The sequence below is a fragment of the Sphingomonas sp. 28-62-20 genome (assembly GCF_002281505.1).
On the sequence record NZ_NCGH01000011.1, the window covers coordinates 190,612 to 213,011 of the forward strand.

Consider the following 22,400-nt stretch of genomic DNA (forward strand, 5'->3'; position numbering starts at 1 on the left):
TCATGCCCTTGCCATCGGACAGACTGATCACCAGTGAATGTTCTTGCATCTCAGGCCCTAGATCGTCTCGACGACGGGCATAGTGACCGCTAGGGAGTGCCCAACAGGATTCCGGGAGAAGATAATGGACGCGTTGGTAACGACCGAATGGCTGGCAGGCGAGTTGAATGCGACTGATCTGCGGATCGTCGATGCGAGCTATTTCCTGGCGGATAGTGGCCGCAATGCTGCTGCAGAATATGAAGCCGCGCATATTCCCGGCGCCGTTTTCATGGATCTGGCAGAGATTGCCGATACATCGAGCACGCTGCCGATGATGCTGCCCTCGCCCGAAAAATTCGCCAGCCGCATGCAGTCGCTTGGACTGGGCGATGGCAGCCGCATCGTCCTTTACGACGATTCGCCGCTGCATACCGCTGCCCGCGCCTGGTGGATGCTGCGGACCTTTGGCGCGCATGATGTCGCCATTCTCGACGGCGGCATCGCCAAATGGAAGGCGGAAGGACGCGAAACGAAGAGCGGCAAGGAAAGCCTGCGCCACCGCCACTTCACGGTGTGGGCGGACGACAAGGGCCTGCGGACGCTGACCCAGATGAAGGCCAATGTCGACACCAGCGCCGAACAGGTAATGGACGCGCGGTCAGCGGCGCGCTTCACGGGCCAGGAGCCCGACCCACGCCCCGCCACGATGCCCGGCCATATCCCTGGTTCAAAGAACATCCCTTATGGCCAGATTTTCAATGCTGATGGCACATGGAAGCAAGGCGATGCCCTGAAAGCCGTTTATACCGATGCCGGCATTGACCTCTCACGGCCGCTGGTCGGCACCTGCGGATCGGGCATCACGGCCGCCGTGCTGGTGTTCGGCGCGCATCTGCTGGGCAATGAAGCCGCGCTATATGACGGCAGCTGGTCTGAATGGGGTGCCGATCTCTCAACGCCAAAGGCCATGGGCCCGGCATGACCGAAACGGACGACGACCGGCACGGTGACGCGACCCGCGTCGTCAATGCCGGGCGGCGGCCGGAATGGACGAGCGGTATCGTCAGCCCACCGGTGTGGCGCGCATCGACCATTCTGTATGAGTCGGTTGCCGATCTGCGCGCGGCCACGCGCGACACGCATCACAAGCTGTTCTACGGGCGGCGCGGTACCCCGACCCAATGGTCGCTGGCCGATGCGCTGACCTCGCTCGAGCCCGGGGCGGAGGGAACGTTTCTCTATTGTTCGGGCGTCGCGGCGATTGCCGGGGCACTGCTTTCGGTATTGGCACCCGGCGATGAAGTGCTGATGATCGACAATGCCTATGATCCCAGCCGATCAATGGCGACCGGCCTGCTCAAGCGCTTCGGGATCAGCACGCGCTTCTATGATCCCATGATCGGGGCAGGCATTGCCGCGCTGATCGGCGACAAGACGCGGGCCATCCTGATTGAAGCGCCTGGCAGCCTGACATTCGAGGTGCCCGATCTGCCCGCCATCATCGCCGCCGCCAAAGCGCGCGGCGTGACGACCTTGCTCGACAATACCTGGGCGACGCCGCTTTTCTTGCCGGCAATTGCGATGGGAATCGACTTGTCGATCCTGGCCTGCACCAAATACATTGTCGGCCATTCCGATGCGATGCTGGGATCGGTAACCGCCGGTCCCGGCCATTTTGCTGCCTTGCGCGACACCGCCCACCAGCTTGGCCATATCGCCAGCCCCGATGATTGCTGGCTGGGGTCGCGGGGCCTGCGGACGATGGCGGTGCGCCTGGCGCATCACCAGCAAAGCGCGCTCAAGATCGCGCATTGGCTGAAATCCCGCCCGGAGGTGGCGCGGGTTTTCCACCCAGCGCTGCCCGATTGCCCGGGCCAAGCGCATTTCCTGCGCGACTTTAAGGGGTCGTCGGGCTTGTTCTCGTTCGAACTGCGTGGCGGCGATGAGGAGGCCCGTGCCGCCTTGATTGACGGGCTGGCGCTGTTCGGCATTGGCTATAGCTGGGGCGGCTTTGAAAGCCTGGCGCTGCCGGTTGATCCCCAGCGTTACCGCACCGCGACGACGCCCGACTTTAACGGGCCATTAGTGCGGCTAAGCATCGGGCTGGAGGACCCAGCCGACCTGATCGCCGATCTGGCCGCCGGGCTGGAGCGCTTTCGCGCGGCGTAGCTCGCCAAGTGTCCCGCGCGCGTCGTTCAATTGCTTCGCTGCGCGCGGGGTGACGATCAACAGGTCACGGGCGATCGCTTAGAGTCTGATGACTTTGGATTGGACCAACCCAAACCCCGTTCGCCCTGAGCGAAGTCGAAGGGCATGCGGATCGCGTGGGCTTCGACTTCCCCCGGACCTGATCCGGGGCCGAACGGGTATGAGGTTGAAGCGACCTAACGTCATCACGCTCTAGCCGCGACCGCCGAATCATTTTGGCGTGCTGGTCGTTGCGTTCTGGCCATCGCCCTCTGGCGCGGCGACGATGTCGCGGGTGGTTGACCCTTTGTCGACGACATTGGTCTGCGGATCGCCAACCTCTGAGCGAATACCCTCGCCCGCCGAATCGCTCCCCGCCTGAGCCAGCACCGAACGCTCAGCCGCACTGCGCGCTGCCGGACCGCCGAATAACGCTTCAAGCGCCAAGGCCTGGGGGCCAGTATCCTGCGGGCGGGCCGCGCCGGGCTTTGGCGGGGTCAAGGAAAAATCGGGCGGAATCACCAGCGGCGCCTGGCGCGCAACCGCGAATTCATCGGGCCGCGCGCGGTTCAGGCCGGTGCCACCGCCACACGCGCTCAGGAAAACGGTCAGGCCTAGGCCCATGACGAGCCCGCTATATTTACGCATTCCCATTCTCCACTGAAACAGTCGGCACCGGCTTGTCGCGCACCAGGATCGCGCGCACCAGCAACACTAATACACCTATCGTAATCGCCGAATCCGCCAGATTGAAGACCAAAAAAGGGCTCCATTCGCCAAAGTGCAGATCGGCATAATCGACCACATAGCCCAAGCGGATGCGATCGAGAATATTGCCAAGCGCGCCGCCAAGCACCAGCCCCAGCGCAAACTGGTCCTGCCGGTTCCGCTCGCGCACCATCCAGACCAAGACGCCCGCCGCAATAACCCCGGTCAGCGCCACCAGCCCCCAGCGCCCGGCATCGCTTGACGCATTGAGCAGCCCCAACGACACGCCGATATTGGCGACGAAGCGCAGCCGGAAAATCGGCATGATTTCAATCGTTGGTCCCGCAAGCGACGAGAGCCCCAGCGGCCCGGTGACGATGAATTTGATCAGCTGATCAATCGCAAACACGATCGCCGCCGCCATCAACCCAATAATCGGCAACCGCTTCATGCCACCACCTCACTGCACCGATCACACAGCGCACCATCTTCTACCACATCGGGCAACAGCCGCCAGCAGCGGCCACATTTGGCGTAATCGGTGCGCGTCACCGCCACGCTATCGCCCTTGGTCACTTTCGCCACGATGAATATTTCAGCCAGCGCCTCTGCCGACAGCGGCAGTGCGGGCACGGTCACCTCAGCCTCCAGGCTCGACCGGACGATCTTGTCGCGGCGCAGCGGCTCGATCGCTTCGGTGACCTGCACCCGAAGCGCACGGACATCGGCCCAGTTGGTGCCGATCGGTCGATCGCCCGGCATTCTTGGCAGTTTCGGCCATTCGAGCAAGTGGACCGATCCATCCTCGCTCGGGAAGCGGTTCTGCCAGACTTCCTCGGCGGTGAAGACCAGCACCGGGGCCAAATATCGCACCAGCGCGTGGAACAAGATGTCCATGACCGTCCGGCACGACCGCCGCTTGATGCTGTCCGGCGCATCGCAATAAAGGCAATCCTTGCGGATATCGAAATAGAATGCCGACAGATCCTCGTTCGCGAAATTGGTCAGCAAGCGGACATAGCTGTTGAAGTCGAAATCATCGATCGCGGCCTTTAGCTGGACGTCCATCGTGCCGAGCAGCTCGAGCATGTAGAGTTCGAGCTCGGGCATGTGGTCCACATCAACGCGTTCGGCCTCGTCGAACCCGTCCAGCGCGCCGAGCATGTAGCGGAAGGTGTTGCGCAGCTTGCGATACTGGTCGGACACCCCATTCAGGATTTCCTTGCCGATCCGGTGATCCTCAGTGAAATCGACCGTCAGCGCCCAGAGCCGCAGGATGTCGGCGCCCGATTCCTTCATCAGTTCGAGCGGATTGATCGTGTTGCCGAGGCTCTTGGACATTTTCATGCCCTTGGCATCCATCGTGAAGCCATGGGTGAGCACCGCCTTGTACGGCGCATGCCCGCGCGTGCCGCAGCTTTCGAGCAGCGACGACTGGAACCAGCCGCGATGTTGATCGGAGCCTTCTAGATAGAGATCGGCAGCCGGGCCTTTATATCCCTTAGGCCGCAGGAGATCGGGCCAGCGTCCCGATTCGAGCACAAAGGCGTGGGTGCAGCCGCTGTCGAACCACACGTCGAGAATGTCGGTGACGCGTTCGTAATCGGCGGCGGCATAGTCGTTGCCGAGCAGGTCCTGTGCCGCTTCGTCGGTCCAGGCGTCGACGCCGTTTTCCCGCACCGCTGCGATGATCCGGGCGTTGACCGCCGGGTCGCAGAGATAGTGCCCGGTCTTGCGATCGACAAAGAGCGTGATCGGTACGCCCCAGGCACGCTGGCGGCTGAGCACCCAATCGGGGCGGCCCGCGACCATCGACGTGATGCGGTTCTGGCCCTTGGCGGGCAGCCAGCGCGTGGCCTCGATCGCGGCGAGGGCGCGATTGCGGAGGGTATCGCCTTCTTCCCCCCTCCCGCTTGCGGGAGGGGTCGGGGGTGGGCCTTCTGCGGCAAACGCGGCATTTGCGGACAGGCCCACCCCTAGCCCCTCCCGCATGCGGGAGGGGGATACGGACAGATCTTTATCCATCGGCACAAACCATTGCGGCGTGCAGCGGAAGATCACCTTGGCCTTTGACCGCCAGCTATGCGGGTAGCTGTGCTTGAAATCATCGCTCGCCGCGAGCAGCCCGCCGCTGGCGCGCAGGTCCGAACAGATCGGGCCATCGGCGCCGACGAACTTCTTGTTGATGACCGAGCCCTGCCCGCCGAGCCACGCCCAATCCTCCCGGTACATCCCCGCCGCATCGACCGCGAAAACGGGCTCGATGCCATGCGCCTTGCACAGCAGGAAATCATCCTCGCCGTGATCGGGGGCCATGTGGACAAGGCCCGTACCCGCATCGGTGGTGACGAAATCGCCGGGCAGGAAGGGCCGCAAGCGGTCAAAAAACCCGCCTTCCGGTTCAAATGCGCCAGCCATCGGGTGGTAGGCCTTGGCGCCCGCGAGTTGCGAGCCCTTACCGCGCCATTCAATTTCGATATCCACAATTTCGTGAACATGGTCGGGATCGGACCACGCATTATCGAGGTACTTCTTCATCCGAGCCACTAACGCGTCGCGCAATTCGGCAGCGACCAAGAAAGTATTACCCGAACAATATTCGCCGACGGACGATCCAACCGGTCCGCTCTGGGTGTTTGCGTCCGTTTTCGGTCGAACTTCCGTGACGAGAGAGAAGGCCTCATAGTCGGCGTCAGGGTTATAGGCGATCCCTTGATTCACCGGGATCGTCCACGGCGTTGTCGTCCAGATCACCGCACTCTTATATTTGAGCTCGGGAGCATTGGGGGCTTCGACAATTTTGAACGCAACGTCGATTTGCGTCGACACGACGTCCTCATACTCGACCTCCGCCTCGGCGAGCGCGGTCTTTTCCACCGGCGACCACATCACCGGCTTCGCGCCGCGATAGAGCTGCCCGGATTCCGCGAACTTCATCAGCTCGGTGACGATCGTCGCCTCGGCCTGAAAATCCATCGTCAGATAGGGATGGTCCCAATCGCCATTGATGCCGAGCCGCTTCAACTGCTCGCGCTGCGTGTTCACCCAGTGCTGCGCGTACGCCCGGCACTCCGCGCGGAATTCCGCCGCGGGTACCTCATCCTTGTTGAGCTTCTTGGCGCGATATTGCTCCTCGACCTTCCACTCGATCGGCAGGCCGTGGCAATCCCAGCCGGGGACATAGGGCGCATCCTTGCCCAGCAAATTCTGCGTGCGGCAGACCATGTCCTTCAGGATGTGGTTGAGCGCATGGCCGATATGCATATCGCCATTGGCGTAGGGCGGGCCGTCGTGGAAGATGAACTTCTCCCGCCCCCGGCGCGCATCGCGCAGCTTGTCGTAGAGGCCAATCGACTGCCAGTGCGCCAAAATGCCCGGTTCCTTCTGCGGAAGGCCGGCTTTCATGGGGAACTCGGTCTTCGGGAGGAAGACGGTGTCCTTATAGTCTGGTGCGGTGCTGTCGGTCATAAGGTTGCGGGCAATAGCGTAGCGGTGCGCTTGTTACAAAGCCGAAGATTGGGTTCGCGCGGAGACGCGGAGACGCGGAGGGGGTGCGCATGCGCTAAGGTCCCTCGGCGCAGCCGACCCAATGCTCGACGTGGCCACGCAAGATGAGGGTCTCGCTGAAGCGAGACAGAGCCACGAACGAAACTCCTCCGCGCCTCCGCGCGAACCACCCTTCTTCTTCGCTTGAGCAACGCGCTAAAAAATATGATCCGCTTGTCCTGCCTAGCCGCCTCGACTGCCCAGCGGAATAGGCACTGAGGCCAGGCAAAAAGCTAATCATTGGATCAAAGAACGGCCTGTCGCGTGGCGCATTCGCCATTCATCACGAAACGCAGCAACATTTGGCAATTTGACTTTATCGCCATCTGGGCTAACCGCCGCGCGATTTTTCGCGATAGGGGATTGAGAAGGTGTCGAACTTGATTGCAGCGCTGCATATGGCCACCGCCGCCATAGCCGCACCGTCCGACACAGCCATTGCCAGCGATGTGGCGATCATCACCGCCCAACCTGCTGCTGATCTTGCCGCTGCTGATGAAGGCGACCAAGCATCGGCACCGGCGGCATCGCCCCCGGCAACGACCTTCCGCCCGATCGCCTTCGGGCCTTATCCCGCCGGGTGGCAAATCGATGTGGGGCCGGGCGTGCTCGCCGTACCGCGCTTTCCGGGCAGCGACGGCCTGCGCATTCTGCCGATCCCGCAGCTCGACATCCGGTACAAGAACCAGTTCTTCGCCTCGGTGCAAAGCGGTATCGGCTATAATGTGCTGAATACCCGGAAATGGCGTGCCGGGCCGATCCTGCGGCCTGAATTCGGCCGGACGCAACGCGATATTGCCGTTTTTCCGGGGCTTAATCGCATCACCTTCGCGCCTGAAATCGGCGGTTTCCTTACCTATCAGCCATCGCTCTTCACCTCGGTGCAACTGGAGGTTCGCCGGGCTGCGGGCGGACATAATGGCTTGCTCGCCGATCTCACCCTGCGGCGCATCAAGCTGATCGGCAAATGGACGCTGGGCTATGGCGGCAGGGTGCGCTTTGCCAATGCCACTTATCTGCGCGCCTATCACGGGGTGACGCCGGCCCAATCGGTGACGAGCGGTCTTGCGGTCTATCGGCCTGATGCAAGCGTCAACGACGTTGCGGTTTCCGCCTTCGCGTCGCGCCGGATTGGCGGCAACTGGAGCATCAATGCCTTTGGCAGCTATGCGCGGCTGGTGGGTGACGCCGCCGATTCGCCCATTTCCCGCAGCCCGTTCGGCAGCCGCAACCAGATCACGCTCGGCACGTCGATCAGCTATCGTTTCCGGTTCAACTAGCCGCCAGCACCACGCGCGCTGCCGCGCAATCGGCGTCCATCTGCGCCACCAGCGCGTCGAGCCCATCGAATTTCGCTTCGGGCCGCAGATAGGCGATCAATTGAACCTCGATCACCTGGCCGTATAAATCCTCGGCGAAATCGAACAGGAACACTTCGAGCAATTCCTTGGGCGGATCAAAGGTGGGGCGAATGCCTATGTTGGCGGCTCCATCGACCACCCGTCCATCTGCCAGCCGCGCCCGCACCGCATAGATGCCATAGGCGGGGCGCAGATAGCTACCCATATCGATATTGGCAGTCGGATAGCCGATGGTGCGGCCAACCTTGTCGCCATGCTGCACCTTGCCTTGAATGGCGAAGGGCCGGGTGAGCAGCCGCGCCGCGCCCGCCGGATCGCCACCTTTTAGCAAATCGCGGATGCGGCTGGAGGAAACGGCATCATCGCCCGCCGTGACGGCGCTGACGGTTTCGCACGCAAAGCCATTCGCCTGCCCCAGCGCCGCCAGCACCGCGACATTGCCGCCACGCGCCTTGCCAAAGGTGAAATCCGCGCCCGTCACCACGCCGCCCACGCCCAGATTGCCGATCAGCCGTTCATCGACAAATGCCTGCGCGGTGAGCCCGGCGAGCGCTGCATCAAAGCCGAATACCACCATCGCATCGGCCCCGGCGGCAGCAAACAGGCGCGCGCGCTGATCGAGTGTCGTCAGGCGAAAGGGGGGCAGATCGGGTTTGAAATAGCGCACCGGGTGCGGATCAAAAGTCGCAACCAGCGCCGGCACCCCGCGCGCGCGGGCAAGCGCGACCGCGCGGCCAATCACCGCCTGGTGCCCCAGATGAAATCCATCGAAATTGCCCAGCGCGACAATGCCACCGCGATAGCGCTCAGGCACTGGCGCACCCCCGTCGAGACGCTCCATGTGCCGGGCTATAGGGGGCAGGTGCGCGGGGCGCTAGGGGCGCGCGAGCGTGACATAGCTATAGCCGGGCACGGCACCCTCGGGCGGAAAATCGGTCCGCGCCATTTCGCGCCAGCCGGTAAACGGTGGCACTACCGCATCACCGGCGGGCGACAGATGCACTTCAGTCAATTCAATCAGGGTCGCCTGATCGATCAACAGGGCGAAGATATCGACCCCACCGATCACCGCCGCATCGTCCCCTGCGCGCGCGCGCGCCTGAGTCACGTCATGCACCACCTCGGCGCCCGTCGCCTGCCAAAGGGGGTCGCGCGTCAGGACGATATGGCGCCTGCCCGGCAAGGGGCTGGGGAAGCTTTCAAAGGTCTTGCGGCCCATGATCATCGGCCGACCCATCGTCATCGCCTTGAACCGGCGTTGCTCACCGGGGATATGCCAGGGTATCGTGCCGCCCGCGCCGATCACGCCATTATCGGCGCGGGCAAGGTGCAGCGAAATCACACCGCCACCGGCGCGGCGATATGCGGCTGCGCGACATAATCGTGCAGCTTGAAATCTTCATACGCATACCCGTCAATGCCATCCGGCTTGCGCAGGATTTCCAGCCGGGGTGGCGGACCGGGGGTGCGCGTCAGTTGGAGCCGCGCCTGCTCAAGGTGGTTCGAATAGAGGTGGCAATCGCCGCCGGTCCAGACGAACTCGCCGACCTCAAGCCCGCATTGCTGCGCCAGCATATGGGTCAGCAGTGCATAGCTGGCGATGTTGAACGGCACGCCCAGAAACACATCGGCGGAACGCTGATAAAGCTGCAAACTCAGCTTGCCATTGGCGACATGCGTCTGGAATAGGCAATGGCACGGGGCCAGCGCCATCGCGTGGAGATCGCCCGGATTCCAGGCGCTGACGATCTGGCGACGCGACGTTGGATTGGTCTTGATCTGCGCGATTAGGTCAGCAATCTGGTCGATATGGCGGCCATCGCTCGCTGCCCAGTCGCGCCATTGCTTGCCATAAATCGGGCCGAGATCGCCGTCTTCGCGCGCCCATTCATCCCAGATGGCGACTTTGCGGTCCTGCAACCAGCGGACATTGGTATCGCCGCGCAGAAACCAGAGCAGTTCGACGATGATCGAGCGAAGATGCAGCTTCTTGGTGGTCAGCGCCGGAAACCCTTGCGCGAGATCAAACCGCATCTGGTGGCCGAAAACCGATAAGGTGCCGACGCCGGTGCGGTCTGCCGTCTCCACGCCATCGTCCAGGATGCGTTGCATCAAATCGAGATAGGCCCGCATCGGTTCAACTCACCTTGCAGGGTTTGATAGCATAAGGATCAGGGCGCGCGCCCTGCGCCCGGAACGCCGCCAGATAGCCGCCAGCCGACGGCATGTCCTCAGTATAAACCTGGGTATAGCCGACCGCGGCAAATTCGCATTTGAGCAAGGCTGGCGGGGTGCCGTGATTTTGCGTCGGCCGATTGGCGTCGACAACGATCACCAGCCCATCGGGCATCAAGGCCGGGCGCATCCGCCACAGAAATTCATAAGGCTGCTCAATCTCATGATACATATGCACCATCAGCACGCGATCGAAGCTGTTTTCAGGCAGCTTGGGATCGGCCGGCTTGCCCAGCCGAACGCTCACGCTCTGCAATCGTTCGCGCACGACCCGTTCAGCCAGCATGTCCCGCACATCGGGCAGGATATCCTCCGCCAGCACGCGCCCTTCCTTGCCGACGCGTTCGGCCAGCCGGATGGTGTAATAGCCTTCGCCAGCGCCGATATCGGCCACGGTCATGCCGGGCTTGATCCCGGCCTTGTCCATCACCTCGCCCGCTTCATTCTTGCGGTCGCGCGCTTCCTCGGTCGACCAGCGTGACGAGACGATATGCGCAACCGGGCGATCCGCCGCCGGGAATCCGTCTGCATTGCGCGCGCTGCCCGATCGCGAGCCAAGCCCGGCATCGCAAGCTGCAAGCAAGCCGACTCCGGCCAGCCCAACCAGCAACACACGGGCGCGCCGCCTAGTCGACATCGTCAACCTCGACCGTCTCGCCCGTTACCCGCTGCGACAGCGCCGCCGCCATGAACGGATCGAGCGCGCCGTCGAGCACGTCGCCGGGTGCTGTCGAAACCACGCCGGTGCGCAGATCCTTCACCATCTGATAGGGTTGCAAGACATAGGACCGGATCTGGTGGCCCCAGCCAATGTCGGTCTTGCTGTCATTCTCGGCATTGGCCGCCGCTTCCCGAATCGCGAGTTCGCGCTCGTACAGCCGCGCGCGCAGCTGGTTATACGCCTCCGCCTTGTTCTTGTGCTGGCTGCGCTGGTTCTGGCACTGGACGACGATGCCGGTCGGGATATGCGTGATGCGCACCGCCGAATCGGTGGTGTTGATGTGCATCCGCAGATCGCTCTCGTTATATTCAACCTCGATATTGTCGTCGATCACGGGATAGACCCAGACGCTGGCGAAGCTGGTGTGCCGCCGCGCCGCGCTGTCATAGGGGCTGATCCGCACCAGCCGGTGGACGCCGCTTTCGGTCTTGGCGTAGCCGTAAGCGTTTTCGCCCTTCAGCAGCAGCGTGGCTGACTTGATCCCCGCCTGCTCGCCTGAATGCTGATCGATCAGTTCGACCTTCATACCGCGCCGTTCGGCCCAGCGGGTATACATGCGGCTGAGCATTCCCGCCCAATCCTGGCTCTCGGTGCCGCCCGCGCCCGCGTTGACCTCAATATAGGTGTCATTGGCATCGGCCTCGCCCGCCAGCAGCGCCTTGATCTTGTCCTCATTGGCACGGAGCGACAGCGCGGCTAGCCCGGCCACGCCATCATCGACCATGCCGGTGTCGCCCTCGGCCTCGGCCATGTCCATCAGCTCAACGGTATCGGCGAGTTCGGTTTCGATTGCGCGCGTCGCGGTGATCGCCTCGTCAAGACGGCGGCGTTCGCGCATCACCTCCTGCGCGGCCTTGGGATCATTCCACAGCGCCTGGTCTTCCACGCGCGCATTCAGCTCATCGAGCCGACGCAGCGCACGGTCCCAATCGAGGAACCGGCGGAGCAACGCCAGCGCCTCGTTGATGCTGTCGACATGGGCTTGCGCCTCAGCGCGCATTGAATGAACCTTTTCCTGATGCATCCTGCCAATGACTGCAGGTGTCATCCGTGTTTGTGGAAGACCCCGATTTTCACCGGCATGACACTAATCTGATGACGCGTGACGCTTGGCGCTAGTAGATTCCGCCCTGTCTTTGCAAGAAATCGCTGTCACTTTGGGTTGCCGCGCGGCGGGCAGGCTTGGCTTCGCGCTGCAACCCGGCATCATCCGCCCGCGCCACATTGCGGCGCGGTTCGCTTTCCGGCTTGAACGCTTCCCAAATCACCGACGCCTTGGGATCATCGCTGGGCCAAGCACCATAGACCTGCTTGCCCGACGCGCGATCAACCCGCACCAGCCGCACGCCCGGCGGGGCCCGGAACGGAATGGGCGGCAAGCCGGCATAGGCCTTTTCGGCAAATTGCTTGAAAATTGGCGCGGCAATCGTGCCGCCCTGGGCATAGCCCCCCAAGCTCACGGGCTTATCATAACCGATATAAAGACCCGCCATGATCTGCGGCGTGCCGCCGATGAACCACACATTGGTGGGTCCAGTCGATGTCCCCGTCTTGCCCATCATCGGCCGGTTGAGATCGCGCAACACCGTGGCCGTGCCACGCTGGATGACGCCTTCGGTAATATGGACCATTTGATAGGCCGTGATCGGATCAATCACCTGGCGCGCGCGGATCACCGGACGCGGCATTGCCTTACCGTTCCAGTCAGGCGTGTTGCAGCGATTGCAAGGACGCCAATTATCCGGCCAGATCACCTTGCCATGCCGATCCTGCACGAAATCGATCAGTGTTGACGGGTGGCCGCGCCCCTGATTGGCGATGATCGAAAAGGCGTTGACCATGCGCTGCACCGTCGTTTCGCCCGCGCCGAGCGCGATCGACAGGAAGGGCGGATATTTGCCCACGCCCATCCGATCGATCGTATCGACCACGCGCTCCATACCGGTCTGCGACGCTGCCTTCACCGTCATCAAGTTGCGCGACTGCTCAATACCCCAACGCATCGTATGCGGGCCAGACCCCCGCCCGCCGCCAAAGTTGGTGAAGCATTTCTGCCCGAGCCGTGCGCCCTGATATACGCAGAACGGCCCGTCAACGATGATTGAACTGGGCGTCATGCCGTTTTCAAGCGCGGCCGAATAGACGATGGGCTTGATCGTCGATCCCGGCTGCCGCATCGCTTGGGTTGCGCGGTTGAACGAGCCGAGCCGCGAATCAAACCCGCCCTGCATCGCCAGCACGCGCCCGGTCTGGGGTTGTTCGACGACGATACCGCCCGACACGCGCGGTACGGAGCGGAGCGTATAAACGCCAGCCTCCGGTGCCACCGCAATGATATCGCCGACCATGATCGCACCAAAGGCGTTCCCGCCCTTGTTCCGCACCGGCATTTGCGCGCCCCATTTGGGGAGCGTGCTGGTCGTTCCATCGGCAAAGCCGATCGAGAATGAATCACCCGTCCGCGCAATCACAATTGCCGAGCGCCAATTAGCATAATCAAAGCCGATATTGGTGTTCGCCAGCGCCTGCGCCCAATTCTGACTGGCCTTGGCGACGGGCTCTTCGTCCTCGGACGCTGATGTCGGTGCGCCCTCTAAATCGACATGGCCAAGCGGCCCGTTCCAGCCGCGACCGCGATCATAGCGCAGTAACCCATCCCGCAGCGCGGTTTGGGCATATTGCTGCAGCCGCGTATCGAACGACGTCCGCACCCACAGCCCGCCCGAATAGACGCTGAAGGGACCGGCCTTTTCATTTTCGCCAAATTTGTCGATCAGCTGGCGGCGCACTTCTTCGACGAAATATCCGCCGACACGCTCAAATTTGGGGGTCTGGCGGACGACCGCGCCAATCGGCTCCGCCGATGCCTGATCAAACTGCGCCTGATCGATGAATCGGTTGCGCAACATTTCGCTCAGCACGAAATTGCGCCGCTTCAGCGCCCGTTCGGTGTTGCGGAACGGGTCATAATTGGCTGGCCCCTTGGGGAGAATCGCCAAATAGGCCAGCTGGCCGAGCGTCAGCTCGTTCAGTTCCTTGTCGAAATAGGCATGCGAGGCAGCCTCTACCCCAAAGGCGTTCCGGCCCAGCGGGATCTGATTGAGATACAGCTCAAGGATTTGTTCCTTGGTCAGCGAATCCTCGATCCGGTACGCCAGGATGGCCTCGCGCGCCTTGCGCACATAGCTGACTTCGTTGCCGACAAGCAGATTCTTGGCGACCTGCTGCGTGATGGTCGACGCCCCAACCGGCCGACCGCTGCTTTTCAGATTATTGAGAAAAGCCGCAACAATGCCCGGATAGTCGATGCCGTGATGCTCGAAAAAGGTCCGATCTTCAGCGGCGAGAAACGCACTGACGAGCAGTTTGGGATATTCGTCATACGCCAGCTCCACGCGCCGCTCGCGCGCATAGCTGTGGATCGGCAGGCCTTGGATCGAGCGCACATTGGTTGGCAAAGGCGGTTCATACGCCCGCAACCCATCGACTGAGGGCAGGTTTCGCGCGAACAACAGCCACAGCAGCGCATAGCCGATCAGGCCGATCCCGCCGAGCACCACCAGGGTCTTCACCCACCAGCGCTGCCACGCACGCTCGATATGACCTTGCAGCCCGCTGACCTCGCGGCGGATGCGAAAATTCACAGAGGAGGAGGACTGGGCCATACAGACTGGAGCCCCTAGCCAAGTTTACGTCGGCTTGCCACCCTCTGCGGGCACCCGCTTAACGCGCTGCCATCCGCCGCGCGAAGTGAATGTCGATGGCGCGCCTAATGCTCTCGGCAATCGCGGCACGCCCGTCCCGCGAGTCGATAAATGCGGCATCGGCTGGATTGGAGATATAGCCGGTTTCGAACAGGATCGACGGCATGTCGGGCGCTTTCAGGACCACCAGCGAGGCCATACGATGGAAATTCGGCTTGATCGGCATCAGCGGCTTAGCCTCCCGACCGAGCAGCCGGGCAAAATTGGCCGAGCTGTTCATCGTTTCACGCTGGGTGAGATCGATCAAAATCGACGAGATATCGGCCGAGGTTGACGCGAGATTGACGCCCTGGATGATGTCCGCCTTGTTTTCGCGGGCGGCCAATCGCGCTGATTCCTTGTCAGAGGCGACTTCGGACAAAGTGTATACCGTCGCGCCACTCGCCGATCCGCCGCCCACGCTGTCGCAATGAATCGAAATAAACAGATCAGCCTTGAGCTTCCGCGCGATGCCATAGCGTTCCTGCAGGATCAGATATTTGTCATCCTCGCGCGTCAGGGCCACGCGGACCCGGCCGGAAGCAATCAGCTCGTCACGGATTGCGTGCGCGATCTTCAGGGTCACCTCCTTTTCGCGCAGCCCGCTATCGGGTGAGATCGCGCCGGGATCGACCCCGCCATGGCCAGCATCAATCACCACCAACGGTCGGCTGTCGTCATCGCCATAGACGCGCGGCAGGGCGAGTTTGCGGCTTGATGGCGGCACCGCCGTTGAAACGCGGTAGCTGGCAGGGGTAACGCCGGATCCATAATTGAAGGGCGGCAGAAAACGCATACGCCCCTCTGCCGCTGCACGCGCGAAGCGGGCATCGTCAACCGTCCGCAACATCAAGGTAAGGACCTGGCCGTCGCTGCCAAACCTGCCTTCGGCGATGATCGCCGGCGCGGCGAGATCGAACACGATCCGTGCACCATCACTGCCGCGCGCCGCCTGGCGGACCGAGTCCACCACGCCCTCCGCCTCGACATTCCCGCCGGGGGTTGCGCCGTCTACGTCAAGTGCGATCCGGCGTGGCCCATCCAGTGCAAAGCTCGACGCCTGCGCGACGGCACCGTCAAAGCGGATGACGATCCGATCGGGGCGCACGTCGATTCGCTCGACCGTCGCCGCCCAGCCGGGTGTGCCGGAAAGCCAGCAGGCGAGCAGGGCGATCAAAAAACTCACAGAGCGACAATGCCGCGCGAAGGGTCGCGCGGTCCAGTAAAAAGGCATGAGGGGATTGCTCCCTTTGGGGTAAACTGACCACCCATGCCTAAAGCGCGCCGCCTCAAGTCGCGGTGAAACGATGCGGTTAACTTGCCGTTCGGCATTTTTTTGCCGGTAACCGGCAATGCGCTGCCGGTTGCTGTCGCGCAAAGGTGGTGCTACGCCACTAATTGTCCCGATCATGCGCATTCCGCGCGGGGTTGGGCGAACGTCCGCGCGATGCCGTCCGGCCCGTGCGCGGTTCTTCAGGTTGACGCTCGCATGACGCATTTCTCCTCCCCCACAAACCGCCCGGCTCGTTCCGGCGCGACTGTGGGCGTGTGGGGTGTCGCGGACCAAGGGTCCCGGCGTGCACTGCGGGCAGAGGCAGTATCTACCTTCACTCGATCGATCGAAGTCAGCGGCGCTGCCGCTCCTTCATTGACGCCACACAATCGCGCGCGGCCCGGCCTGAACGGCCCCGGCACGCGCGCGCGGAGATTTATTTATGACAATGCGTATGCTGATCGACGCGCGGCACCGGGAGGAAACCCGGGTTGCCGTCGTCAAGGGAACTCGAATCGAGGAATTTGATTTCGAATCCGCTGAGCGCAAGCAGCTCAAAGGCAATATCTATCTCGCCAAGGTAACCCGAGTCGAACCATCGCTGCAGGCAGCGTTTGTCGATTATGGCGGCAATCGCCACGGCTTCCTGGCGTTCAGCGAAATTCACCCCGATTATTACCAGATCCCCAAGGAAGACCGCGACGCCCTGCTGCGCGAAGAGGCCGAGCACGCCGCCGAGGAAGCAGCGCTGCGTGCTGAGGCTGATGCCGAGGACGATGCCCGTGGTGACGACGAGGATGACGGTGAAGCCTTTGAAGAGGAGGCGCACAACGACGATGACGGCGAGAGCGGTGATGCCGATGCGCCGCCACGCCCGCGATCACGCGGGGGCAGCGATGATGCGGTAGAGGCACTCCGCCAGCGCCGGATGAACCTGCGCCGCCGGTACAAGATTCAGGATGTGATCCGCCGCCGCCAGGTGCTGCTGGTGCAGGTCGTGAAGGAAGAGCGCGGCAATAAGGGCGCCGCGCTGACGACCTATCTGTCGCTCGCTGGGCGCTACTGCGTGCTGATGCCCAACACCTCGCATGGCGGCGGGATCAGCCGCAAGATTTCAAACGCAGGCGATCGCAAGCGGCTGAAATCGATCATGGCGGACATGAAGCTGCCGCCGTCGATGGGCTGCATCGTCCGCACCGCCGGGCTGCAGCGCACCAAGGTGGAGATCAAGCGCGATTTCGATTATCTCGCCCGGCTGTGGGACGGGATTCGCGAAACGACGCTGAAATCCGACGCGCCCGCGCTGGTCTATGGCGATAGCGACCTGATCAAACGCGCGATCCGCGACATCTATAATCGCGAGATCGACGAAGTCGTGGTTGAGGGCGAAGACGGCTATCGCCAGGCCAAGGAATTCATGAAGCTGCTGATGCCGAGCCACGCAAGGCGGGTGAAGCATTATTCCGATCCGGTGCCGCTGTTCCAGCGCAACCATGTCGAGGATCAGCTTGGCGCGATGTACCACCCGGTCGTCCAGCTGAAATCGGGCGGTTATCTGGTGATCAACCCGACGGAAGCCTTGGTGTCGATCGACATCAACTCCGGCCGATCGACCCGCGAACATAATATCGAGCAGACCGCGACCGCGACCAATTTGGAAGCCGCGCAGGAAATCGCGCGCCAGCTGCGGCTGCGCGACATGGCCGGGCTGGTTGTGATCGATTTCATCGACATGGATAACCCGTCGAACAACCGCAAGGTTGAAAAGGCGATGAAGGAAGCGCTGAAGAACGATCGCGCCCGCATCCAGGTCGGTCGTATCTCCAGCTTCGGCCTGATGGAAATGAGCCGCCAGCGGCTCCGCACCGGTGTGCTGGAAGCATCCACCCGTCCCTGCCCGCACTGCGAAGGATCGGGCTTTGTCCGCACCGCATCTTCAGCGGGGCTGAGCGCGCTACGGATGATCGAGGATGAAGCAGCGCGTGGTCGCGGGTCGCAGCTGTTGCTGCGCGCCAGCCAGGAAGCTGCCTTCTATCTGCTCAACCGCAAGCGCGCCGAACTCGCCGAGATCGAAGAGCGGTATGGCGTGATGATCGAGGTTGCGCCCGACGGCGAGCAGGAAGGCGCGCGCATGTCGGTTGAGGCGAGCGGTCCGCCGCCCGCCTATACGCCACGCTTCGAACAGCCAATCGCCGAGATCGACGAAGACGAAGAGATCGAAGAGATCGAGGACGAGGAAGAAACCGAAGAAGAGCGCGAGGCCGAAGCGCGCGAAGATGCGCCACGCCAGGGCGAATCGGAAGGCGAGCGCGAAGCCCGTCGCAACAAGCGCCGTCGCCGTCGTGGTCGGCGCGGTCGCGGTCGTCCCGAGGGCGAAGGCGGCGAGCGTGACGCTGGCAGCCAGGCGCGTCCCGAAGCCGGCGACGGTGATGGCAGCGAAAGCGACGACGAGGCTGGCGAGGATGACGGCGCTGGCGCCCCACGCGACGCCGAAACCGCGCGCCCTACGGATGAGAATGGCGAACCGCGCCGTCGGCGTGGGCGTCGGGGCCGTCGGGGCGGGCGTCGGGGTGAAAACCGCACCGAAGGCGATCGTGGCGATCAGGCAACGGTAACCGCTGAAGCCGCTGACGCCGCCGCTGGCGATACCGCAGAGGCGGGTACGCCTGCGGACGCTGGCGCACCGGCAAGTGACGAAGGCGAGGCACCCAAGCGCGCGCGCCGTCGTCCGCGTGCCAAGGCCCCAGCCCTGCCCGATATGAGCGAAGCACCGACAGCGGCCAGCGACAGCGTCGAGGCCACCGCGCCAGATGCAGAAGCAGAGGCAGAGGCAGAGGCAGAGGCACCCGCCAAGCCGAAGCGCACGCGTCGCAGCAAGGCCGCGACCAGTGATGCGCCTGCCGAGACTGGTGCTGATACGGGGCCAGCTGATGCGATTGTCGCCGACGCTGACGCCGATGCACCAGCCAAGCCGAAGCGTCGGGCGGCTGCAAAGGATGCGCCCAAGGCCAAGGCCAAGACTGAGACGGCAGCCAAGGCAGCGCCAAAGAGCAGGGCCAAAGCCAAGGCACCGGTAGATGCCGACAGCCCGGCAGAAGCGGTAGCGGCGCCGGCAGCAGATCAGGCGGCAGCAGATCAGGCGGCGGCCGCACCGGCCGTGGCAGCAGAATCCGCGCCCACGCTTGAAGCGGCCAATGGCGGCGAACAAGCGACCGAAGGGCCCGCACGTCGCGGCTGGTGGCAGCGCACGTTCGGGGCCTAACCGATCCATCCACCGCGTGAACGCTTTCGAGCGTTCACGCGGCGGCCTGGCACGGTGTTACCGTTGAATAATCGGCAAAACTGGCAGATACCGGGCAGATGAGAAAAATCATCGCTGCGCTTGCGCTTTCGCTGCTGATTATGGCGCAGCCTGCCCGTGCGCAATCGATCCTGCGCGATGCCGAAACCGAGGCGCTGTTCGCCGACATGTCCAAACCGCTGATCGAAGCGGCCGGCCTGAGCCCCAAGGATGTTCGCGTCATTCTGATCAAGGATGATTCGATCAATGCCTTCGTCGTCGGCGGGCAGACCGTCTATATCCATTCCGGCCTGATCAGCGAGGCGGACAACGCCAATCAGGTGCAGGGCGTGATTGCCCATGAATTGGGCCATATCGCCGATGGCCATGTCGTGCTGCAATCCGAGGGGATTCGCCCCGCCATTGGCATTTATGTGCTCAGCCTGTTGCTTGGCGCCGCGGCGATTGCCGCCGGTTCACCGGAGGGTGGCGCGGGAATTCTGGCAGCGGGCCAACAAGCAGCGCAAAGCGCCTTTCTGGCCTTTACCCGGGTGCAGGAAGCAACCGCCGATGCCACGGCAGCGAAATTCCTGCAGGATGCCGGGATCAGCGGGCGCGGTTTCCTGCAATTCTTCAAAAAGCTGCAAAGCGCCGAATTCCGCGCCGGTTATACCAATATCGATCCCTATGCCCAAAGCCATCCGTTGAGCGGTGAGCGGGTCGCCACGCTGACGCATACGCTGGAGCAATCGCCCGCCTGGAACACCCCGTCCAGCCAGGCACTTGATGCGCGGTTCCTGCGGGTAAAGGCGAAGCTGAAGGGCTTTGTCGATGAACCAAAGCGGACGCTGAATGCCTATCCGACCAGCAATCAGAGCATCTATGCGCATTACGCGCGCGCCTATGCCTATCACAAGGCTGGCTATCCCGACAAAGCCAATGCCGAAGCCGATGCCCTGATCGCGGCCGCCCCGCATGATCCCTATTTCCTGGAGATTAAGGGCCAGATCTTGCTTGAATCAGGGGAGCCGGCCGCGGCGCTGGTCCCCCTGCGTGAGGCGACCGAGATCACCAATTATCAACCGCTGATCGCCACCACCTTTGGCCATGCGCTGATCGCCACGGAAGACAAAACCAATATTGCCGAGGCAGAAAAGGTGCTGCGCCAGGCCGTGGCGCGCGATTACGAAAACCCCTTTGCCTGGTTTCAGCTCGGCACGGTTTATGAGCTGAAAGGCGATCGTGCCCGATCATTGCTCGCCACCGCCGAACGCGCCAGCTTGACGGGGGACCCCCGCACCGCCGCCTTTAGCGCGCGGGCGGCGATGATTGGCCTGACCCAAAACAGCGTCGACTGGATCCGCGCGCAGGATATTGCCCTGGCCGCGCAAAATGAGCTTGATGATTCGCGCAAAGGGGGCCGCCGATAGTGACCCAGTTCAATATGATTTCTGGCAATCGCTGGCTGTTGCTTGGCGTGGCGGCGATATCCGCCGTGATCGGTGCCGGGGCGGTTGCCGGAGTGAACCACTTGTCGGGCAGTACGCTGGCCACGCCGCAGCGCGCGGCGATGGAGCGCGTGGTGCATGATTATGTGCTCGCCCATCCGGAGATTATTCCCGAAGCGATGGGGCTGATGCGCGACCGCGAAACGGGCCGCGGAATCGCCGCCAATCGCGATGCGATCCTCACTCCGTTTGGCAATGCCTGGGTCGGCAATCCCAACGGCGATGTCACGCTGGTGGAATATTTCGATTATAATTGCGGCTATTGCCGATCGAGCTTGCCCACCATCACCAAGCTGGTGGCGAGCGACCCCAATGTGCGGATCATCTTTCGCGAATTGCCAATCCTGTCGGCCGAAAGCCGCAGCGCTGCGCGGCTGAGTCTGGTCGCCGCCGAGCGTGGCCGGTTCAAGCAATTTCATGAAGCACTCTACGCTGGCGGGCCCATCTCCGACACGTCGATGGCCCGCGCGATGCAAGCAGCGGGGCTCGATCCGCAAATGGTGCAACAGGCGGTGAACAATCCCCGCATTGATGCCGAGATTGACAGTAACCTGCGGGTCGCCCAGCAGCTGGGGATGACGGGCACGCCATCCTGGGTGATTGGCGACCATGTCGTTTCCGCAGCGCTGCCGATCGAGGAACTGCAACGGCTGATCGCCAAGCAGCGCGCCAAGAGCTGATTGCGTGGATCATGGTCCATTGCGAACCGTTTGCCCTGCGTAGCGGCTGAGCCTTTGTCGAAGACGCGTATCGAAGGGTCCGTGCCTCAAACCCTGTCCTTCGATACGCCACTTCGACAAGAGCTCAGTGGCTACTCAGGACAAACGGGTTTATTGTGATCGCCCCCTAAGCCCAGGCGATTGCAGTCGCCCCCTGCCGTGCCTACCTGCACGATCAGGAAGCATAGGGGCAATCATGACCGCAATTCTGGCCGTTTCAGGCCTGACCAAGACCTATGCGTCGGGGCTGACCGCGCTGGACCATGTCGATCTGACGATCGCCAAGGGCGAAATCTTCGCGCTGCTCGGCCCCAATGGCGCGGGCAAGACGACGCTGATCAGCATCATTTGCGGGCTGGTCACCCCGAGCGGTGGCAGCGTGACGGTGGCGGGGCACGACATCCAGAAAGAGTATCGCGCGGCGCGCTACCGGATCGGGCTGGTGCCGCAGGAGCTGTCGACCGATGCATTCGAAACGGTGCTGGCCACCGTCAGCTTCTCGCGCGGGCTGTTTGGGCGACCGCGCGACCCCGCTGTGATCGAACGCATCCTGCGCGACCTGTCTCTATGGGAGAAGCGCAACAACAAGATCATGGAGCTTTCCGGCGGGATGAAACGCCGCGTGCTGATCGCCAAGGCGCTCAGCCATGAACCCGACATTTTGTTCCTCGACGAGCCGACCGCCGGCGTCGATGTCGAGCTGCGCCGCGATATGTGGGCGCTGGTCCGGCGCCTGCGCGAGCGTGGCACCACGATCATCCTGACCACGCATTATATCGAGGAGGCCGAGGAGATGGCCGACCGCGTCGGCGTGATCCTGAAGGGCAAGCTGATCCTGGTCGAGGACAAGACCACGCTGATGCAAAAGCTCGGCAAAAAGACGCTGACGATCAATCTCGCCGAACCGCTCGGCGCGGTGCCCCCCGAGCTGGCGCAATGGAACCCGACACTGAAGGCTGAGGGCAATGAGCTGGAATATGTGTTCGAGGCGAATAGCGAACGTACCGGCATCCCCTCGCTGCTGCGCGCGATGGGCGATCTCGGCATCGGCTTCAAAGATTTGAACACTGCGCAAAGCTCGCTTGAGGATATTTTCGTCGGGCTGGTACATGAAGGGGGAGCGGCACAATGACCGGC

Annotated in this window: 17 protein-coding genes; 7 read left to right on the forward strand and 10 right to left on the reverse strand. The window is 62.7% G+C overall.

The window, feature by feature from the left end; genetic code table 11:
- Positions 1-124: 124 nt before the first annotated feature.
- On the forward strand, positions 125-964 hold the full coding sequence (gene sseA / locus B7Y43_RS11350; protein WP_374131763.1) for a sulfurtransferase: 840 nt from the start codon (positions 125-127) through the stop codon (positions 962-964).
- Positions 961-2,151, forward strand: a complete 1,191-nt coding sequence (gene metC / locus B7Y43_RS11355; RefSeq protein WP_374131764.1) for a PLP-dependent aspartate aminotransferase family protein — start codon at positions 961-963, stop codon at positions 2,149-2,151. Before sseA ends, metC begins: the two co-directional genes overlap by 4 nt.
- A 249-nt stretch (positions 2,152-2,400) precedes the next feature.
- Here the strand turns inward: metC and B7Y43_RS11360 are convergent, their stop codons facing one another.
- Genes B7Y43_RS11360 through ileS form a run of 3 tightly spaced genes read right to left on the reverse strand, consistent with a single transcriptional unit; the run spans position 2,401 to position 6,345 of the window.
- On the reverse strand, positions 2,401-2,817 hold the full coding sequence (locus tag B7Y43_RS11360; RefSeq protein ID WP_374131765.1) for a DUF3035 domain-containing protein: 417 nt from the start codon (positions 2,815-2,817) through the stop codon (positions 2,401-2,403).
- Positions 2,810-3,328 (reverse strand): signal peptidase II, encoded by a 519-nt coding sequence (gene lspA, locus B7Y43_RS11365; protein ID WP_374131766.1) that lies wholly within the window; start codon positions 3,326-3,328, stop codon positions 2,810-2,812. Before lspA ends, B7Y43_RS11360 begins: the two co-directional genes overlap by 8 nt.
- The gene (ileS, locus tag B7Y43_RS11370; protein ID WP_374131767.1) at positions 3,325-6,345 is read right to left on the reverse strand and encodes an isoleucine--tRNA ligase; all 3,021 of its coding nucleotides are present in this window, start codon (positions 6,343-6,345) and stop codon (positions 3,325-3,327) included. The genes lspA and ileS overlap by 4 nt, the downstream gene beginning before the upstream one ends.
- A 449-nt stretch (positions 6,346-6,794) precedes the next feature.
- Between ileS and B7Y43_RS11375 the strand changes: the two genes are divergently transcribed.
- Positions 6,795-7,703: a MipA/OmpV family protein gene (locus B7Y43_RS11375; protein WP_374131768.1), complete on the forward strand. Its 909-nt coding sequence runs from the start codon at positions 6,795-6,797 to the stop codon at positions 7,701-7,703.
- Here B7Y43_RS11375 and B7Y43_RS11380 read toward each other — a convergent pair.
- From B7Y43_RS11380 to B7Y43_RS11410, 7 genes are all read right to left on the reverse strand, one after another.
- Positions 7,696-8,625 carry a bifunctional riboflavin kinase/FMN adenylyltransferase gene (locus tag B7Y43_RS11380; protein ID WP_374131769.1) on the reverse strand — a complete coding sequence of 310 codons (930 nt, stop codon included), beginning with the start codon at positions 8,623-8,625 and terminating at the stop codon, positions 7,696-7,698. The genes B7Y43_RS11375 and B7Y43_RS11380 overlap by 8 nt on opposite strands.
- 33 nt (positions 8,626-8,658) lie before the next feature.
- Positions 8,659-9,126, reverse strand: coding sequence for a dihydrofolate reductase (locus B7Y43_RS11385; RefSeq protein ID WP_374131770.1), 468 nt, complete (start codon positions 9,124-9,126; stop codon positions 8,659-8,661).
- The gene (locus B7Y43_RS11390) at positions 9,123-9,917 is read right to left on the reverse strand and encodes a thymidylate synthase (protein WP_374131771.1); all 795 of its coding nucleotides are present in this window, start codon (positions 9,915-9,917) and stop codon (positions 9,123-9,125) included. Before B7Y43_RS11390 ends, B7Y43_RS11385 begins: the two co-directional genes overlap by 4 nt.
- Positions 9,918-9,921: 4 nt before the next feature.
- On the reverse strand, positions 9,922-10,656 hold the full coding sequence (locus B7Y43_RS11395) for a class I SAM-dependent methyltransferase (RefSeq protein WP_374131772.1): 735 nt from the start codon (positions 10,654-10,656) through the stop codon (positions 9,922-9,924).
- On the reverse strand, positions 10,646-11,740 hold the full coding sequence (gene prfB, locus B7Y43_RS11400; RefSeq protein ID WP_374131773.1) for a peptide chain release factor 2: 1,095 nt from the start codon (positions 11,738-11,740) through the stop codon (positions 10,646-10,648). The genes B7Y43_RS11395 and prfB overlap by 11 nt, the downstream gene beginning before the upstream one ends.
- Positions 11,741-11,855: 115 nt before the next feature.
- On the reverse strand, positions 11,856-14,405 hold the full coding sequence (locus B7Y43_RS11405; protein ID WP_374131774.1) for a penicillin-binding protein 1A: 2,550 nt from the start codon (positions 14,403-14,405) through the stop codon (positions 11,856-11,858).
- Between the two features lie 58 nt (positions 14,406-14,463).
- Entirely contained in the window at positions 14,464-15,669 is a 1,206-nt protein-coding gene (locus tag B7Y43_RS11410; RefSeq protein ID WP_374131775.1) for an N-acetylmuramoyl-L-alanine amidase, read from the reverse strand.
- A gap of 529 nt (positions 15,670-16,198) precedes the next feature.
- Here B7Y43_RS11410 and B7Y43_RS11415 point away from each other — a divergent pair.
- The 4 genes from B7Y43_RS11415 to B7Y43_RS11430 all read left to right on the forward strand — a co-directional run bounded on the left by B7Y43_RS11415 (position 16,199) and on the right by B7Y43_RS11430 (position 22,395).
- A complete protein-coding gene (locus B7Y43_RS11415; protein WP_374131776.1) occupies positions 16,199-19,018 on the forward strand; it encodes a ribonuclease E/G in 2,820 nt (939 codons plus the stop codon).
- 98 nt (positions 19,019-19,116) lie between these two features.
- Positions 19,117-20,466, forward strand: coding sequence for a M48 family metalloprotease (locus B7Y43_RS11420; protein WP_374131777.1), 1,350 nt, complete (start codon positions 19,117-19,119; stop codon positions 20,464-20,466).
- On the forward strand, positions 20,466-21,224 hold the full coding sequence (locus tag B7Y43_RS11425; RefSeq protein ID WP_374131778.1) for a DsbA family protein: 759 nt from the start codon (positions 20,466-20,468) through the stop codon (positions 21,222-21,224). Before B7Y43_RS11420 ends, B7Y43_RS11425 begins: the two co-directional genes overlap by 1 nt.
- Before the next feature lie 235 nt (positions 21,225-21,459).
- On the forward strand, positions 21,460-22,395 hold the full coding sequence (locus B7Y43_RS11430) for an ABC transporter ATP-binding protein (RefSeq protein WP_374131779.1): 936 nt from the start codon (positions 21,460-21,462) through the stop codon (positions 22,393-22,395).
- Positions 22,396-22,400 lie beyond the last annotated feature (5 nt).

Coding starts and splice junctions, on each gene's coding strand:
- sseA (WP_374131763.1), top strand. CDS start 125: ATGGACGCGTTGGTAACGACCGAATGGCTGGCAGGCGAGTTGAATGCG.
- metC (WP_374131764.1), top strand. CDS start 961: ATGACCGAAACGGACGACGACCGGCACGGTGACGCGACCCGCGTCGTC.
- B7Y43_RS11360 (WP_374131765.1), bottom strand. CDS start 2,817: ATGCGTAAATATAGCGGGCTCGTCATGGGCCTAGGCCTGACCGTTTTC.
- lspA (WP_374131766.1), bottom strand. CDS start 3,328: ATGAAGCGGTTGCCGATTATTGGGTTGATGGCGGCGGCGATCGTGTTT.
- ileS (WP_374131767.1), bottom strand. CDS start 6,345: ATGACCGACAGCACCGCACCAGACTATAAGGACACCGTCTTCCTCCCG.
- B7Y43_RS11380 (WP_374131769.1), bottom strand. CDS start 8,625: ATGGAGCGTCTCGACGGGGGTGCGCCAGTGCCTGAGCGCTATCGCGGT.
- B7Y43_RS11390 (WP_374131771.1), bottom strand. CDS start 9,917: ATGCGGGCCTATCTCGATTTGATGCAACGCATCCTGGACGATGGCGTG.
- B7Y43_RS11395 (WP_374131772.1), bottom strand. CDS start 10,656: ATGTCGACTAGGCGGCGCGCCCGTGTGTTGCTGGTTGGGCTGGCCGGA.
- prfB (WP_374131773.1), bottom strand. CDS start 11,740: ATGCGCGCTGAGGCGCAAGCCCATGTCGACAGCATCAACGAGGCGCTG.
- B7Y43_RS11405 (WP_374131774.1), bottom strand. CDS start 14,405: ATGGCCCAGTCCTCCTCCTCTGTGAATTTTCGCATCCGCCGCGAGGTC.
- B7Y43_RS11415 (WP_374131776.1), top strand. CDS start 16,199: ATGACAATGCGTATGCTGATCGACGCGCGGCACCGGGAGGAAACCCGG.
- B7Y43_RS11420 (WP_374131777.1), top strand. CDS start 19,117: ATGAGAAAAATCATCGCTGCGCTTGCGCTTTCGCTGCTGATTATGGCG.
- B7Y43_RS11430 (WP_374131779.1), top strand. CDS start 21,460: ATGACCGCAATTCTGGCCGTTTCAGGCCTGACCAAGACCTATGCGTCG.